The 13,315-nt window shown below is 72.2% G+C and carries 13 protein-coding genes; 7 read left to right on the forward strand and 6 right to left on the reverse strand.

Annotated elements, in window-relative coordinates; translation table 11 throughout:
- Window positions 1–261 precede the first annotated feature (261 nt).
- The 3 genes from dapF to GA0070622_RS25390 are packed head-to-tail and all read right to left on the reverse strand — an operon-like array spanning window position 262 to window position 2,748.
- Window positions 262–1,110, reverse strand: a complete 849-nt coding sequence (gene dapF, locus GA0070622_RS25380) for a diaminopimelate epimerase (RefSeq protein ID WP_091579674.1) — start codon at window positions 1,108–1,110, stop codon at window positions 262–264.
- Window positions 1,111–1,117: 7 nt separating this feature from the next.
- The gene (miaA, locus tag GA0070622_RS25385; protein WP_091579678.1) at window positions 1,118–2,023 is read right to left on the reverse strand and encodes a tRNA (adenosine(37)-N6)-dimethylallyltransferase MiaA; all 906 of its coding nucleotides are present in this window, start codon (window positions 2,021–2,023) and stop codon (window positions 1,118–1,120) included.
- Window positions 2,020–2,748, reverse strand: a complete 729-nt coding sequence (locus GA0070622_RS25390; RefSeq protein WP_091579682.1) for a class III extradiol ring-cleavage dioxygenase family protein — start codon at window positions 2,746–2,748, stop codon at window positions 2,020–2,022. Before GA0070622_RS25390 ends, miaA begins: the two co-directional genes overlap by 4 nt.
- A gap of 202 nt (window positions 2,749–2,950) precedes the next feature.
- Between GA0070622_RS25390 and GA0070622_RS25395 the strand changes: the two genes are divergently transcribed.
- Together GA0070622_RS25395 and GA0070622_RS25400 are read left to right on the forward strand one after the other, a co-directional pair.
- The gene (locus GA0070622_RS25395; protein ID WP_091579685.1) at window positions 2,951–4,159 is read left to right on the forward strand and encodes a DUF349 domain-containing protein; all 1,209 of its coding nucleotides are present in this window, start codon (window positions 2,951–2,953) and stop codon (window positions 4,157–4,159) included.
- 329 nt (window positions 4,160–4,488) lie between these two features.
- Window positions 4,489–6,129 carry a cellulase family glycosylhydrolase gene (locus GA0070622_RS25400; RefSeq protein WP_091579689.1) on the forward strand — a complete coding sequence of 547 codons (1,641 nt, stop codon included), beginning with the start codon at window positions 4,489–4,491 and terminating at the stop codon, window positions 6,127–6,129.
- A gap of 99 nt (window positions 6,130–6,228) precedes the next feature.
- Here the strand turns inward: GA0070622_RS25400 and miaB are convergent, their stop codons facing one another.
- Window positions 6,229–7,728: a tRNA (N6-isopentenyl adenosine(37)-C2)-methylthiotransferase MiaB gene (gene miaB / locus GA0070622_RS25405; RefSeq protein WP_091579693.1), complete on the reverse strand. Its 1,500-nt coding sequence runs from the start codon at window positions 7,726–7,728 to the stop codon at window positions 6,229–6,231.
- A gap of 52 nt (window positions 7,729–7,780) precedes the next feature.
- Between miaB and GA0070622_RS25410 the strand changes: the two genes are divergently transcribed.
- The gene (locus tag GA0070622_RS25410) at window positions 7,781–8,008 is read left to right on the forward strand and encodes a DUF2277 family protein (protein ID WP_091579696.1); all 228 of its coding nucleotides are present in this window, start codon (window positions 7,781–7,783) and stop codon (window positions 8,006–8,008) included.
- Between the two features lie 54 nt (window positions 8,009–8,062).
- Here the strand turns inward: GA0070622_RS25410 and GA0070622_RS25415 are convergent, their stop codons facing one another.
- Both GA0070622_RS25415 and selD read right to left on the reverse strand, forming a co-directional pair.
- Window positions 8,063–8,542, reverse strand: coding sequence for a hypothetical protein (locus GA0070622_RS25415; protein ID WP_091579700.1), 480 nt, complete (start codon window positions 8,540–8,542; stop codon window positions 8,063–8,065).
- A gap of 212 nt (window positions 8,543–8,754) precedes the next feature.
- The gene (gene selD / locus GA0070622_RS25420; protein ID WP_091579704.1) at window positions 8,755–9,744 is read right to left on the reverse strand and encodes a selenide, water dikinase SelD; all 990 of its coding nucleotides are present in this window, start codon (window positions 9,742–9,744) and stop codon (window positions 8,755–8,757) included.
- Between the two features lie 199 nt (window positions 9,745–9,943).
- On the opposite strand from selD, the gene GA0070622_RS25425 reads away from it, so the two are divergent.
- The 4 genes from GA0070622_RS25425 to GA0070622_RS25440 all read left to right on the forward strand — a co-directional run bounded on the left by GA0070622_RS25425 (window position 9,944) and on the right by GA0070622_RS25440 (window position 13,298).
- Window positions 9,944–10,699, forward strand: a complete 756-nt coding sequence (locus GA0070622_RS25425; protein WP_091579707.1) for an amino acid ABC transporter ATP-binding protein — start codon at window positions 9,944–9,946, stop codon at window positions 10,697–10,699.
- Between the two features lie 52 nt (window positions 10,700–10,751).
- Window positions 10,752–11,687 carry a glutamate ABC transporter substrate-binding protein gene (locus GA0070622_RS25430; protein WP_091579711.1) on the forward strand — a complete coding sequence of 312 codons (936 nt, stop codon included), beginning with the start codon at window positions 10,752–10,754 and terminating at the stop codon, window positions 11,685–11,687.
- A 79-nt stretch (window positions 11,688–11,766) separates the two neighbouring features.
- On the forward strand, window positions 11,767–12,423 hold the full coding sequence (locus GA0070622_RS25435) for an amino acid ABC transporter permease (RefSeq protein ID WP_091579716.1): 657 nt from the start codon (window positions 11,767–11,769) through the stop codon (window positions 12,421–12,423).
- Window positions 12,420–13,298: an amino acid ABC transporter permease gene (locus GA0070622_RS25440; RefSeq protein ID WP_091583979.1), complete on the forward strand. Its 879-nt coding sequence runs from the start codon at window positions 12,420–12,422 to the stop codon at window positions 13,296–13,298. Before GA0070622_RS25435 ends, GA0070622_RS25440 begins: the two co-directional genes overlap by 4 nt.
- The last annotated feature ends 17 nt before the right edge of the window (window positions 13,299–13,315 follow it).

Consider the following 13,315-nt stretch of genomic DNA (forward strand, 5'->3'; position numbering starts at 1 on the left):
GCCCGGAAGGTGAGTCCAGGAGCGCCACGGCCAGGCAAGCCGCGGGCCCGGCGAGCCCGAGCCCGGCAAGCCGCGGGCCCGGCAAGCCGCGAGCCCGGCAAGCCGCGGGCCCGGCACGCCGCGAGCCCGGCAAGCCGCGGCCCGGCAAGCCGCGGCCCGGCGAGCCTCGAGCCAGGCAAGCCCGAGCCCGCGCCGCGAGCCCGGCGAGCCCCGAGCCGGCAAGCAGGGCGGCGGGCGTCCGGGGAAGCGGGGCGTCGAAGCTCAGGGAAGCAGGGCTGCGGAGGCCAGCGTGCCGGTGGCGACCAGAACGGCTGGGCCGGCCAGCCAGCACGAGTCGGCGGTGACCGTGACGGTGAGCCGGCCACCCGGCACGTCCACCGCCACCGTGCCGGTCTCCCGGTCGCCGTCCCGCAGCGCCACCGCCGCCACCGCGCAGGCGCCGGTGCCGCAGGAGAGCGTCTCGGCCGAACCTCGCTCGTAGACCCGCATCAGCACGTGCCCGTCGGCGCCGTCGACCGGCTCACCGGGCGTGGTGAACTCGACGTTCACCCCGGACGGGAAGACCGCGGCGTCGACCTCGGGCGCGCGGGTCAGGTCGAGGCCGGTGAGGTCCAGCGCGGCGGGCAGCGCGCACACCAGGTGCGGGTTGCCGACGTCCACTGCCGCGCCGGGCAGGGTCAACCCGCCGAGGGTGGCGGTGGCGGTGTCGTACAGGCGGGGGCGGCGCATCTCGACCGCCACGTCGGCGCCCTCGACCCGGGCCCGCACCAGACCGGCGCGGGTCGCGATCGGCAGCGTCCCGCCCGACGGGGCGACGGCAAGCGACCGCTCCAGCAGATAGCGCACGAACACCCGGGCGCCGTTGCCGCACATCTCGGCGAACGAGCCGTCGGAGTTCCAGTAGTCCATGAACCACTCGGCCTCGCCGGCCAGCGCGACACCCTCCGGGTGCTTGGCGGCGCGTACCACGCGCAGCACGCCGTCGCCGCCGAGCCCGCGCCGCCGGTCGCAGAGCGCGGCGACCAGACCGGGTGTCAGGTCGAGCGCGCCGTCCGGGTCGGGCAGGATGACGAAGTCGTTGCCGGTGCCGTGGCCTTTGGTGAACTCCACGGTCCCATCATCGCCGATGCTCGGCGACCACCCGAAGGGCAGTGTCGAGAAACGCGGGCGAGGCCGAGTCCAGCCAGTGGACGCGCGGGTCGCGCCGGAACCACGAACGTTGCCGGCGGACGAAGCGGCGGGTCGCCCGGATCGTCTCCTCGTACGCCTGCGTCTCGGTCAGCTCGCCGGCCAGGAAGCGCAGCACCTGCTGGTAGCCGAGCGCCCGGCTGGCCGTACGCCCCCCGGGCAGCCCCGCGTCGACGAGCGTGCGCACCTCGTCGACCAGGCCGTCGGCCCACATCCGGTCCACCCGCAGCGCGATCCGCTCGTCCAGGAGCGCGGTGTCCAGGTCCACCCCGAGCTGCACCGACGGGTAGTAGGGCGTGGGCGCCGGCAGCGACGCGGTGAACGGCGCGCCGGTCAGCTCGACCACCTCCAGCGCCCGGACGATCCGCCGGCCGTTGGTGGGCAGGATGCCGGCCGCGGCCTGCGGGTCGGCCTCGGCCAGCCGGGCGTGCAGCGGGGCCGGCCCGCGCTCGGCCAACTCGGCCTCCAGCCGTTCCCGCAGCGCCGGATCGGTGCCGGGGAACTCGAACTGCTCCAGCACCGCCCGCACGTAGAGCCCGGAGCCGCCCACCAGCAGCGGCACCCGCCCCCGGGCCAGGATGTCGTCGACCGCCGCGCGGGCCAGCTTCTGGTATTCCGCGACGCTGGCCGGCTCGGTCACCGGCCAGATGTCGAGCAGGTGGTGCGGCACGCCCTCCCGCTCGGCCGGGGTCAGCTTGGCGGTGCCGACGTCCATCCCCCGGTAGAGCTGCATCGAGTCGGCGTTGACCACCTCGCCGCCCAGCGCGTGCGCCAACGCGATGCTCAACGCCGACTTGCCGGCCGCGGTCGGCCCCACCACCGCCACCACGGTCATGACCGCTCCCAGTTCGCCACGAAGTAGGCAACGCCGTACGGGGCCTCCTGGTAGCTGACCTCGCCGCGCCAGTCGCCGCCCGCCGCCCGGGCCGCACCGGCCAGCACCTGCCACGGCGCCCGCCCCGCGACCCTCAGCTCCGCCGACAGCCCCGGGTCCAGGCCGAGCAGGGCGTCGGCGTCCGCGCAGGCCAGGGCCGAGGCGACCCCCTCGTCGTACGCCTCGGCGCGCGGGTCGTCGTAGCCGGGCGCCCCGACGCCGTGGCACGCCGACCCGTCCCCCATCGCCAGCAGCGCCCACGGCTGCGCCCGGGAACCCAGCCGGCCGCCACCGGCGGCGCACCGCTCGACCGGCTCGTCGGCCGACACGGAGATCATCCGCCAGGTCGTCGGGGCCTGCGGCCGCACCCGGTTCAGCAGCCAGGCACCGACGAGGAGGCTCAGCGGCAGTCCGTCGGTGCCGACGATCCCGTCGGGGTGCCGTCCCAGTCGCACCTCCAACGGCGCTCCCCAGGGCGCGAAGCTCCCGCGATACGGGTAGGACAGCTCGGCGGTCCGGTTCCCACCACCGACCACCACGACGGTGCGCGCTCCAGAGGCGAGCAGCCGGGCGACCGCGGCGTCGGCGGCGGCGCGCAGGTCGTCCAGCTCGGGCGCGGCGGCGCCGGCCAGCTCGGGCACGATCAGCGGCGGGTGGGGGCAGACGGCGGCGGCGACCAGGGGCACGCCCCCAAACCTATCGGGATCCCCCGGTGCGTCCCCGCGCCGATCCGGTCATCGAGGGCGTACGACACCGTATGGTCACGGTCGACGACAGGCGCTCGACACGGACGGGGGCGGACCTGTGACAATGCCGGGAGAAAGTTTGCTGCGCCGTGGCGGCGACCGGGGGCCGGTCCCTCGACGCCGGGAGAACGAGGATGGGCACATGAGCGACTGGACTGCCTTCGGACGGGTGGACGAGGACGGCACCGTCTACGTCAAGACCGCCGAGGGCGAGCGGGTGGTCGGATCCTGGCAGGCGGGAGCCCCGGAGGAAGGGCTCGCCCACTTCGCCCGCCGCTTCGCCGACCTGGTGACCGAGGTGGACCTGACCGAGGCCCGGCTCAACTCGGGCGCGGCGGACGCCGGCCACTCGCTGACCACGATCCGGCGGATCCGTGGGTCGCTGGCCGAGGCGCACGTGGTCGGGGACATCGACGCCCTGGCCGCCCGCCTAGACAAGCTGGCCGCGGTCGCCGAGGAGAAGGCCGGCGAGGCCAAGGCCGCTCGCGAGGCGGCCCGGGGCGAGGCCCTGGCGCGCAAGACCGCCCTGGTCGAGGAGGCCGAGAAGCTGGCCGCCGAGTCGACCGGCTGGAAGACCGCCGGCGACCGGCTCAAGGAGATCCTCGACGAGTGGAAGACCATCCGCGGCGTCGACAAGAAGGCCGACGGTGAGCTGTGGAAGCGGTTCGCCGCGGCGCGGGACGGCTTCACCCGCCGCCGGGGCGCCCACTTCGCCTCCCTCGACCAGCAGCGCAAGCAGGCTCAGACGGTCAAGGAGGAGCTGGTCGCCGAGGCCGAGAAGCTCAAGGAGTCGACCGACTGGGGCGCCACCGCCGGCCAGCTCAAGGACCTGATGGCCCAGTGGAAGGCCGCGCCGCGCGCCGCCAAGGAGGCCGAGCAGAAGCTCTGGGAGCGGTTCCGGGCCGCGCAGGACGAGTTCTTCACCCGGCGCAGCGAGGTCTTCTCCGCGCGGGACAACGAGCAGCGCGCCAACCTGGAGCGCAAGCAGGCGCTGCTGGCCGAGGCCGAGGCGCTCGACGTCGACGGTGACCCGAAGGGCGCCCAGGCGAAGCTGCGGGAGATCCAGGCGCAGTGGCACGAGGCCGGCCGGGTGCCCCGCGAGGCCGCCGCCGGGCTGGAGCGCCGGCTGCGGGCGGTGGACGACAAGGTCCGCGAGGTCATGGACTCGGCGTGGCGGCGTACCTCCAAGGAGGACAACCCGCTGCTCGCCCAGATGCGCGCGCAGGTCGCCGAGGCCGAGGACCGGCTGGCCCGGGCCCAGGCCGCCGGCGACGCCCGCCGGGTCAAGGAGGCCGAGCAGGCGCTCGCCTCGAAGCGGCAGTTCCTCCAGCTGGCCGAGCAGGCCGGCTGACGCAAGCACCCGGCCCGGCAGGCCGGCGGACAGACACATCAGGTGAGCCCCCGGCCGGGTCGGCCGGGGGCTCACCTGCGTCCGGGCCGGGTTGACGCATCGAGGCGGGCTGATCAGAATGAGCGGCGGAGCCAGGTTCAGGCACCGGCACGAGGGCACCGACGGCTGATCTCGCCGTCGACGATCGCCGGTGTGACATCTCGCGGGTGGCCGTCCACACGACACGGCCCGGCGCGCGCTGCGCGCGTACTCGATGACGAGCGGGACGTGCCTCCTGGTCCTGCCGCCCGCGGCGCCTGCGCGGCGCGGGCATCCGAAGTGGAGCTTCCATGCACCGACGCACCGCCCTCGGCGGCGCCCTGACGGCGCTCGCCACCGCCGCGGCCGGCGTTCTCGTCGCCGCCGCCGTCGCCACCACCCCGGCCGCCGCGGCGGCCGGTGGCACCGGCACCGGTTACCTGCACACCAGCGGCAACAAGATCGTCGACAGTACGGGTACGACCGTCCGGCTGACCGGTATCAACTGGTTCGGCATGGAGACCGACAACAAGACCTTCCACGGCCTGTGGTCGAGCAACCCGTGGCGGTCCCAGCTCGACACCATGGCCCGGCTGGGCTACAACACGCTGCGCATCCCGTACTCGAACGACGCGCTCAAGCCCGGTGCGACGGCGACCGGGATCAACGACTTCGTCAACCCGGACCTGGTCGGGCTCTCCCCGTTGCAGATCCTGGACAAGGTCATCGACTACGCGGGCAGCAAGGGGATGCGGGTCATCCTGGACCGGCACCGGCCGACCTCGGCCGGGCAGTCGCCGCTCTGGTACACCTCGACGGTCTCCGAGGCGACCTGGATCAACGACTGGAAGACGCTGGCCCAGCGGTACGCGAACAACCCCACGGTGATCGGCGCGGACCTGCACAACGAGCCGCACGCCGAGGGGACCAACCCGGCCGCCACCGGCGCCTGCTGGGGCTGCGGCGACACCGCCCGGGACTGGCGGCTCGCCGCCGAGCGGGCCGGCAACGCGATCCTCGGGGTGCAGCCGAACTGGCTGATCTTCGTGGAGGGGGTGAGCTGCCCCAGCGGCGGCCTGTCGAACGTCTGGGACAACGACCCCAGCAACGACGAGGACTGCGGCTGGTGGGGCGGCAACCTGTCCAAGGCCGGGCAGTTCCCGGTGCGGCTGAACGTGGCGAACCGGCTGGTCTACTCGCCGCACGAGTACGCCACCTCGGTCTACCGCCAGGCCTGGTTCGACGACCCGACCTACCCGGCGAACATGCCGGCCATCTGGGACAAGTACTGGGGCTACCTCTACAAGCAGAACATCGCGCCGATCATGATGGGCGAGTTCGGCACCACGCTCCAGGACCCCAAGGACAAGATCTGGCTGCAGAACCTGATGGCGTACACCGGCACCGGCGTGAACGGCATGTCGTTCACGTACTGGTCGTGGAACCCGAACTCGGGTGACACCGGCGGCATCGCCAACGACGACTGGACCACCATCAACCAGCCGAAGCAGGACATCCTCCAGCCCTACCTGATCCCACCGACCGGTGGGGGCGGCAACCCGACCCCGACGCCGACCGGCACCGGCTCCCCCACGCCGACGCCCACCGGCACGCCCACCCCGACGCCGACCACGCCGGCGCCCAGCGGTGGCTGCACGGCCAGCTACAAGCAGGTCAACGCCTGGGCGGGCGGCTTCCAGGGCGAGCTGACCGTGAAGAACACCGGCACCGCCGCGGTGAACCCGTGGTCGGCCACCTGGACCTGGCCGTCCGGGGTGACTCTCGCCAGCGGCTGGAACGCGACCGTCACGCAGTCCGGCACCACGGTCACGGCCGCCGCGCCCGCGTGGGCGTCGTCGCTGGCGCCGGGGGCCTCGGTGACCGTCGGCTTCACCGCCAACGGCACCGCCGCCACCCCCGCCACCGTGAAGCTCAACGGCACCGCCTGCTGAGGGTGTAAGGAAGGGCCCCTTCTTAACGCCTCAGGTAGAGGAAGGGCCCCCTCTTAACACCAAGTGTTAAAAGGGGGCCCTTCCTTACACAGGCGGGGGTCAGGTTGCGGCGCAGCCGCCGGTGGGGGCGGGCGCCGCGGCCGGCGCGCCGATCGTCGGCAGCCCGAGCAGCACCCCCGGCGTACGCGGGGCACGTCCCGCCTCGGCCGCGTCGCCGGCCCGGGTACGCCGGTGCGCCAGCGGCGCCCCGTCGGCGTTGAGGTGGTGCGGGGCCGCGTACGTGACGGTGGTGTGCACGATGTCGCCGGGGCGGATCTGCCCGGCCAGCTCACCGGTGGCGAAGTGCACCAGCCGGCCGTCGCGGGCCCGGCCGGACATCCGGCCGGTGCGCTCGTCCTTGCGCCCCTCGCCGACGGCGACCAGCACCTCGACGGTCTCCCCGACCAGCTTCCTGTTCTCCGCCCAGGTGATCTCCTCGACGCAGGCGATCAACCGCTCGTACCGCTCCTGCACGACCTGCTTGGGCAGTTGGTCGTCCATGGTCGCGGCCGGGGTGCCGGGGCGCTTGGAGTACTGGAACGTGAACGCCGAGGAGAACCGCGCCTCGCGGACCACGTCGAGCGTGCGCGCGAAGTCGGCCTCGGTCTCGCCGGGGAAGCCGACGATGATGTCGGTGGTGATCGCCGCGTCCGGCATCGCCGCCCGGACCTTCTCGATGATCCCCAGGTAGCGCTCCGACCGGTACGAGCGGCGCATGGCCCGCAGCACGTCGTCGGAGCCGGACTGCAACGGCATGTGCAGCGAGTGGCAGACGTTCGGCGTCTCGGCCATCGCGGCGATCACGTCGTCGGTGAAGTCCTTCGGGTGCGGGCTGGTGAACCGGACCCGCTCCAGCCCGTCGATGTCGCCGCAGGCGCGCAGCAGCTTGCCGAAGGCGTACCGGTCGCCGAACTCGACGCCGTAGGAGTTGACGTTCTGCCCGAGCAGGGTCACCTCCAGCACGCCCTCGTCGACCAGCGCGCGCACCTCGGAGAGCACGTCGCCGGGGCGGCGGTCCTTCTCCTTGCCGCGCAGGGAGGGCACGATGCAGAACGTGCAGGTGTTGTTGCAGCCGACGGAGATGGAGACCCACCCGGCGTACGTCGACTCGCGCCGGGTCGGCAGCGTGGAGGGGAAGACCTCCAGCGACTCCAGGATCTCCACCTCGGCGGTGGTGTTGTGCCGGGCCCGGTCCAACAGCACCGGCAGCGAGCCGATGTTGTGCGTGCCGAAGACCACGTCCACCCAGGGCGCCCTGCGGACGATCTCGCCGCGGTCCTTCTGGGCCAGGCAGCCGCCGACGGCGATCTGCATCCCGGGGTGCTTCGCCTTCACGGGGCGCAGATGACCCAGGTTGCCGTAGAGCCGGTTGTCGGCGTTCTCCCGGACCGCGCAGGTGTTGAACACCACCACGTCGGGCTGCTCGTCGGCCTCGGCGGCACGCACGTAGCCGGCATCCTCGAGGAGGCCGGAGATGCGCTCGGAGTCGTGCACGTTCATCTGGCAGCCGTACGTGCGCACCTGGTAGGTGCGCGGGCTGCCCGCGGCTGCGGTAGTCATGACCCGGACAGACTATCCGGGTGGAGCTGGTCGGATCGAACGAGGAGGAGCCGTGTGCCGGAGCATCAAGACCCTGCGTGAGCCGTACGTCCCGGTGGTGACCGAGGAGGACGTGCGGGCGGCCGCGTTGCAGTACGTCCGGAAGATCTCCGGTTTCCGCACCCCGGCGGCCCACAACGCGGCCGCGTTCGACGCCGCGGTGGACGCCGTGGCCGCCGCGACCGCCACCCTGCTCGACCAGCTCGTGGTCCGCGGCCAGCAGCCGGCGGCCCGGGGCTGAGCCCGGATGGGGGTGTCGCTCGCCGCCGGTCCACGCGGCGGCGAGCGGCCGGGTTCAGGCGGCGGCGAGCGCCGGGGCAATCGAGTCGGGGGCCCAGCGGGAGCGGTGGCACTGCGACCAGCCCCGGCAGCGCGCGTCGGCGACCGTGCAGAGCCGGTGGTGGCTGAGCACCTCCCCGTCGTCGGTGTCGGCCACGTCGAAGTGCACCGGGCGAATCGTGCCGTCCGGGGCGACGAGCAGGTGCCGGCCGGCGTCGAGCGTGTCGTCGCGCATCAGGCAGTTGCGGCCCAGCACCCGGGCCAGCGCCGCGAGGGCGGGCAGCTCGGGCAGGCGCTCGGGCACGCCGTAACAGTCGACCACGGTGCCGTACACCCCGGGCGCCTCCCACACGTCGCAGACCACCGCGTACGCGGGGAGCCGGACCGGGTCGGCGACGGCCAGGGGCATCACCACCCGGCCGAGTGCCTCGGCCAACGCCGGGTAGACCTCCACCGGCGTACCGCCGTCGATTCTCCAGTTCCACAGCTCGGTCATGCCGCCTCCTCGCTGCGCTCGTTCCACCGGCCTCCGGATCGGGCCTCTGTATCGATGGTGGGGTGCATTTGACCTCAGCCGGGGGCAAGTTACCGGTCTGTGACCATTCCGGGCAAAATTTCCCCGGGCGACGTTGCCCTGAGTAGCGGGAAGATGACAGTTTATCGGGTATCGTGCCGCGTTCGCGTCCTGCCGCGCCGAGGCGGCGACGCTCAGCGGAGCCGGACCAGGTGGTCCGAGGCCGGCAGCAGCTCGCCGATCACCGTGCCGCCCGGCACCTCCCCCGCGACCAGCAGGCCGCCGGAGGTCTGCGCGTCGGCCAGCAGCAGCCGCTCGGACTCGCCGGCGGCGCCGAAATCGGTCCACGGGGTGACCCAGTCCAGGTTGCGCCGGGTGCCGCCGCTGACGTAACCGTCCCGCAGCGCCTCCCGCGCGCCCGCCAGGTACGGCACGGCCGCCATGTCGATCGCCACCGTGAGCCGACTGGCGCGGGCCAGCTTCGAGGCGTGCCCGAGCAGGCCGAAGCCGGTCACGTCGGTGCCGCAGCGGATGCCGGCGTCCACCGCCGCCCGGGCCGCGTCCCGGTTCAGCCGGGCCATCGACGCCACCGCCTCAGCGAACCGTTCGCCGGTCTGCTTGTGCCGGGTGTTGAGCACGCCGACGCCGAGCGGCTTGGTCAACGACAGCGGCAGGCCGGCCCGGCCCGCGTCCAGCGTGATCAGCTGCTCCGGCCGGACCACACCGGTGACCGCCAGGCCGTACTTCGGGCCGTCGTCGTCCACGCTGTGCCCGCCGGCCAGGTGGCAGTTCGCCTCCCGGGCCACGTCCAGGCCGCCACGCAGCACCTCGCGCGCCAGCTCCGGCGGGAGCACGCCACGCGGCCAGCAGAGCAGGTTGAGCGCGACGAGCGGGGTGCCGCCCATCGCGTACACGTCGGAGAGCGCGTTGGCCGCGGCGATCCGCCCCCAGTCGTACGCGTCGTCGACCACCGGGGTGAAGAAGTCGGCGGTGCTGACCAGGCCGGTCCGCTCGTCCAGCCGGACCACCGCGGCGTCGTCGCCGTTCTCCAGGCCGACCAGCAGGTCGGTCGAGCCGCCGGTGGCGCCGAGCCCGGCGACCATCGCCTCCAGCTCCCCCGGCGGGATCTTGCAGGCGCAGCCGCCGCCGCGGGCGTAGTCGGTCAGCCGGATCGCATCGGTCATCGCCTCATGATCTCCGCGACACGGCACCGCCGCCACTCGGACGCACCGGTCGGTGACGGAATTCGGACGCGCCGGCACGCCGGTGACCGGTGTTACCGCTCCGTGACCATCTGGGTTGCGTTCTGCCACATCAGGCCGCCTACAGTTGCCCAACCGGGGGGTCGACCGACCCCCCGTTCCGGCACGGACGACAGGGACGGTGGACGACGTGACGACGGGCGACCCGCTGATCGTGCTCGACGGGGTCAACAAGTGGTTCGGGCCGCTGCACGTGCTCGACGACGTGTCCCTCTCCGTCGGCCGGGGCGAGGTGGTCGTCGTGATCGGCCCGTCCGGCTCCGGCAAGTCGACGCTGTGCCGCGCCATCAACCGGCTGGAGCCGATCAACGAGGGCACCATCACGTTCGACGGGCAGCCGCTGCCGGCCGAGGGCAAGCCCCTGGCCAAGCTGCGCAGCGAGGTCGGCATGGTGTTCCAGTCGTTCAACCTCTTCGCGCACAAGACCATCCTGGAGAACGTCACGCTCGGACCGGTCAAGGTGCGCAAGGAGAAGCCGGCCGCCGCCCGCGAGCGCGGGCTGGCCCTGCTCGACCGCGTCGGCATCGCCAACCAGGCGGACAAGTACCCGGCCCAGCTCTCCGGCGGCCAGCAGCAGCGGGCGGCCATCGCCCGCGCGCTGGCCATGCAGCCCAAGGCGATGCTCTTCGACGAGCCGACCAGCGCGCTGGACCCGGAGATGGTCGGCGAGGTTCTCGACGTGATGACGTCGTTGGCCCGCGACGGCATGACCATGGTCGTGGTCACCCACGAGATGGGCTTCGCCCGGCACGCGGCGAACCGGGTCATCTTCATGGCCGACGGCAAGCTGGTCGAGGACGCCCCGCCGGCCGAGTTCTTCGCGAACCCGCGCAGCGAGCGGGCCAAGGACTTCCTCTCCAAGATCCTCACGCACTGAGCGTCCGTAGTGGAGTCGTCCCCGGGCGGCTCCGTCGAAGAAGGAGATGAGTATGCGTTACAAGCGCGTGGCGGCGGTGGCCATGATGGCCTCGCTCGCCCTGTCCGCGGCCGCCTGCGGCAAGGAGGGGAACCCCACCCCGAGCGGCGGCGGCAACGCCAGCGGCGGTGCGCAGTCCGACAACTGCACCACCTCGGGCGCCACCTTCACCCCCAAGACGGACGCCAACGTCGCCGGCAGCCCGGCCTTCCAGAAGATCAAGACGGCCGGCAAGGTCGTCGTCGGCGTCAAGTTCGACCAGCCGAACCTCGGCTACAAGGACGCCCAGGGCAAGCGCTGCGGCTTCGACATCGAGATCGCCCAGTACGTCGCCAGCACGCTCGGCGTCGACCCGGCGAAGATCGAGTACAAGGAGATCGCCTCCGCCAACCGGGAGACCGCGATCAAGGGCGGCGAGATCGACTACTACGTCGGCACCTACTCGATCACCGACAAGCGCAAGAACGACGTCTCCTTCGCCGGCCCGTACTTCGTCGCCGGCCAGGACCTGCTGGTCCGCAAGGACGACTCCTCGATCACCGGCAAGGACGCGCTCAAGGGCAAGAAGGTCTGCTCGGCCACCGGCTCCACCCCGATCCAGAAGGTCCGGGACGAGGGCATGACCGAGCCGGAGAACATCGTCGAGTTCAAGACCTACTCCGAGTGCGTCTCCCAGCTGCTCGACAAGAAGGTCGACGCGGTCACCACCGACGACGCCATCCTCAAGGGCTACGCCGCGCAGAACCCGGACGAGCTCAAGGTCGTCGGCCAGCCGTTCAGCACCGAGAAGTACGGCATCGGCCTGCCCAAGGACGACAAGGCGATGCGCGACTACGTGAACGACCAGATCGAGGCGGCGTTCACCGACGGCACCTGGAAGAAGATCTACGACGGCACGCTGGGCAAGTCCGGCTCGCCGGCCACCCCGCCGCAGCTCGAGCGGTACTGACGGTCCGCCACCCGACGTCGCGCCGGGCGGGGAGGTCCTCCTCCCCGCCCGGCCCCGTCTGACAGTCTGAGAGCGAGGCATGGGCGAGTTCTTCCGCGTCCTCACGGACAACGCGAGCCTGTTCCGCGACGGGTTCCTCACCACCGTCGAGCTGTTCCTGATCGCCGCCGTCGGCAGCCTCGTCCTCGGCACGCTGCTCGGCGCGATGCGGGTGTCGCCGGTCCCCGCCCTACGGGCCTTCGGCGCCACCTACGTCAACCTGATCCGCAACACCCCGCTGACGCTGGTGTTCGCGTTCCTCGTCTTCGCGGTGCCGAAGCTGGACGTCAACATCGACTACTTCCCGAGCGCCTGCATCGCGCTGATCGCCTACACCTCGGCGTTCATCTGCGAGGTGGTCCGCTCGGGCGTCAACACGGTCGCGACCGGCCAGGCCGAGGCCGCCCGGGCGCTGGGCATGACGTTCGGGCAGGTGCTCACGCTGATCGTGCTGCCGCAGGCGCTGCGGGCCATGGTCCCGCCGCTGATGAGCGTGCTCATCGCCATGTTGAAGAACACCACGATCGCCGCCGGTTTCTCCGTGCTGGAGGCCGGCGCCATCCCGGCGTACATGGCCGAACGGGGTGAGCCGCAGTTCGCCGTGCTCACCTGGATCGTGATCGGCTTCCTCATCCTGATCATCCCGCTGGTGGTGCTCCAGCGGTTCCTCGAGCGTAAGTGGGCGGTGGCCCGATGAGCAGCAGCAGCGTCCTCTACGACCTTCCCGGCCCGAAGGCCCGGCTGCGCAACCGGATCCTCGGCGTCGTCTCGATCGCCGCGATCCTCGCCCTGATCGCGTTCGTGATCTACAAGTTCGACCAGACCGGCCAGTTCGAGGCCCGCAGGTGGGAGCAGTTCCAGTACGCCGCGGTGCAGCGGGAACTGCTCAACGGCCTGTTGGCCACGCTGAAGGCCGCCGCCGTCGCCACCGTGCTGGCACTGCTGTTCGGTGCGTTCTTCGCCAGCGCCCGGCTCAGTGACAAGTGGGCGTTCCGGGCGCCGGCCACCTTCGTGGTGGAGCTGTTCCGGGCCATCCCGCTGCTGATCCTGATCTTCTTCGGCTACTACGTGCCGTTGCAGTACGGCTGGCCGATCGACAAGTTCTGGGCGCTGGTCATCGGCCTGACGCTCTACAACGGCTCGGTGCTCGCGGAGATCTTCCGCGCCGGCATCAACGCCGTGCCGTACGGGCAGACCGAGGGCGCGTACGCGGTGGGCCTGCGCAAGAACCAGGTGCTGCGGCTGATCCTGCTGCCGCAGGCGTTCCGCGCGATGCTGCCGGCGATCGTGAGCCAGCTCGTCGTGCTGCTCAAGGACACCGCGCTCGGCTTCATCATCACGTACCCGGAGCTGCTCTTCGCGGGCAAGCAGATCGGCGGCCGGCTGGCGTTCGGCCTGCCGTACGTCCCGACGTACCTGATCGTCGCGGCCATCTACATCAGCATCTGTGGCCTGCTGTCGGTCCTGGCCTGGTGGCTGCAGAAGCGGCTGACCCGGCTGCCGCGCAGCGCGGCCAAGCCGCTCCCGTCGACGCAGACCGACGGCGGCACCGGCGCCACCCAGCTGGTCTGAGACCGGCGGACCCGAAG

The sequence above is a fragment of the Micromonospora sediminicola genome (assembly GCF_900089585.1).
In the GTDB taxonomy this organism is placed as follows: Bacteria; Actinomycetota; Actinomycetes; order Mycobacteriales; family Micromonosporaceae; genus Micromonospora; species Micromonospora sediminicola.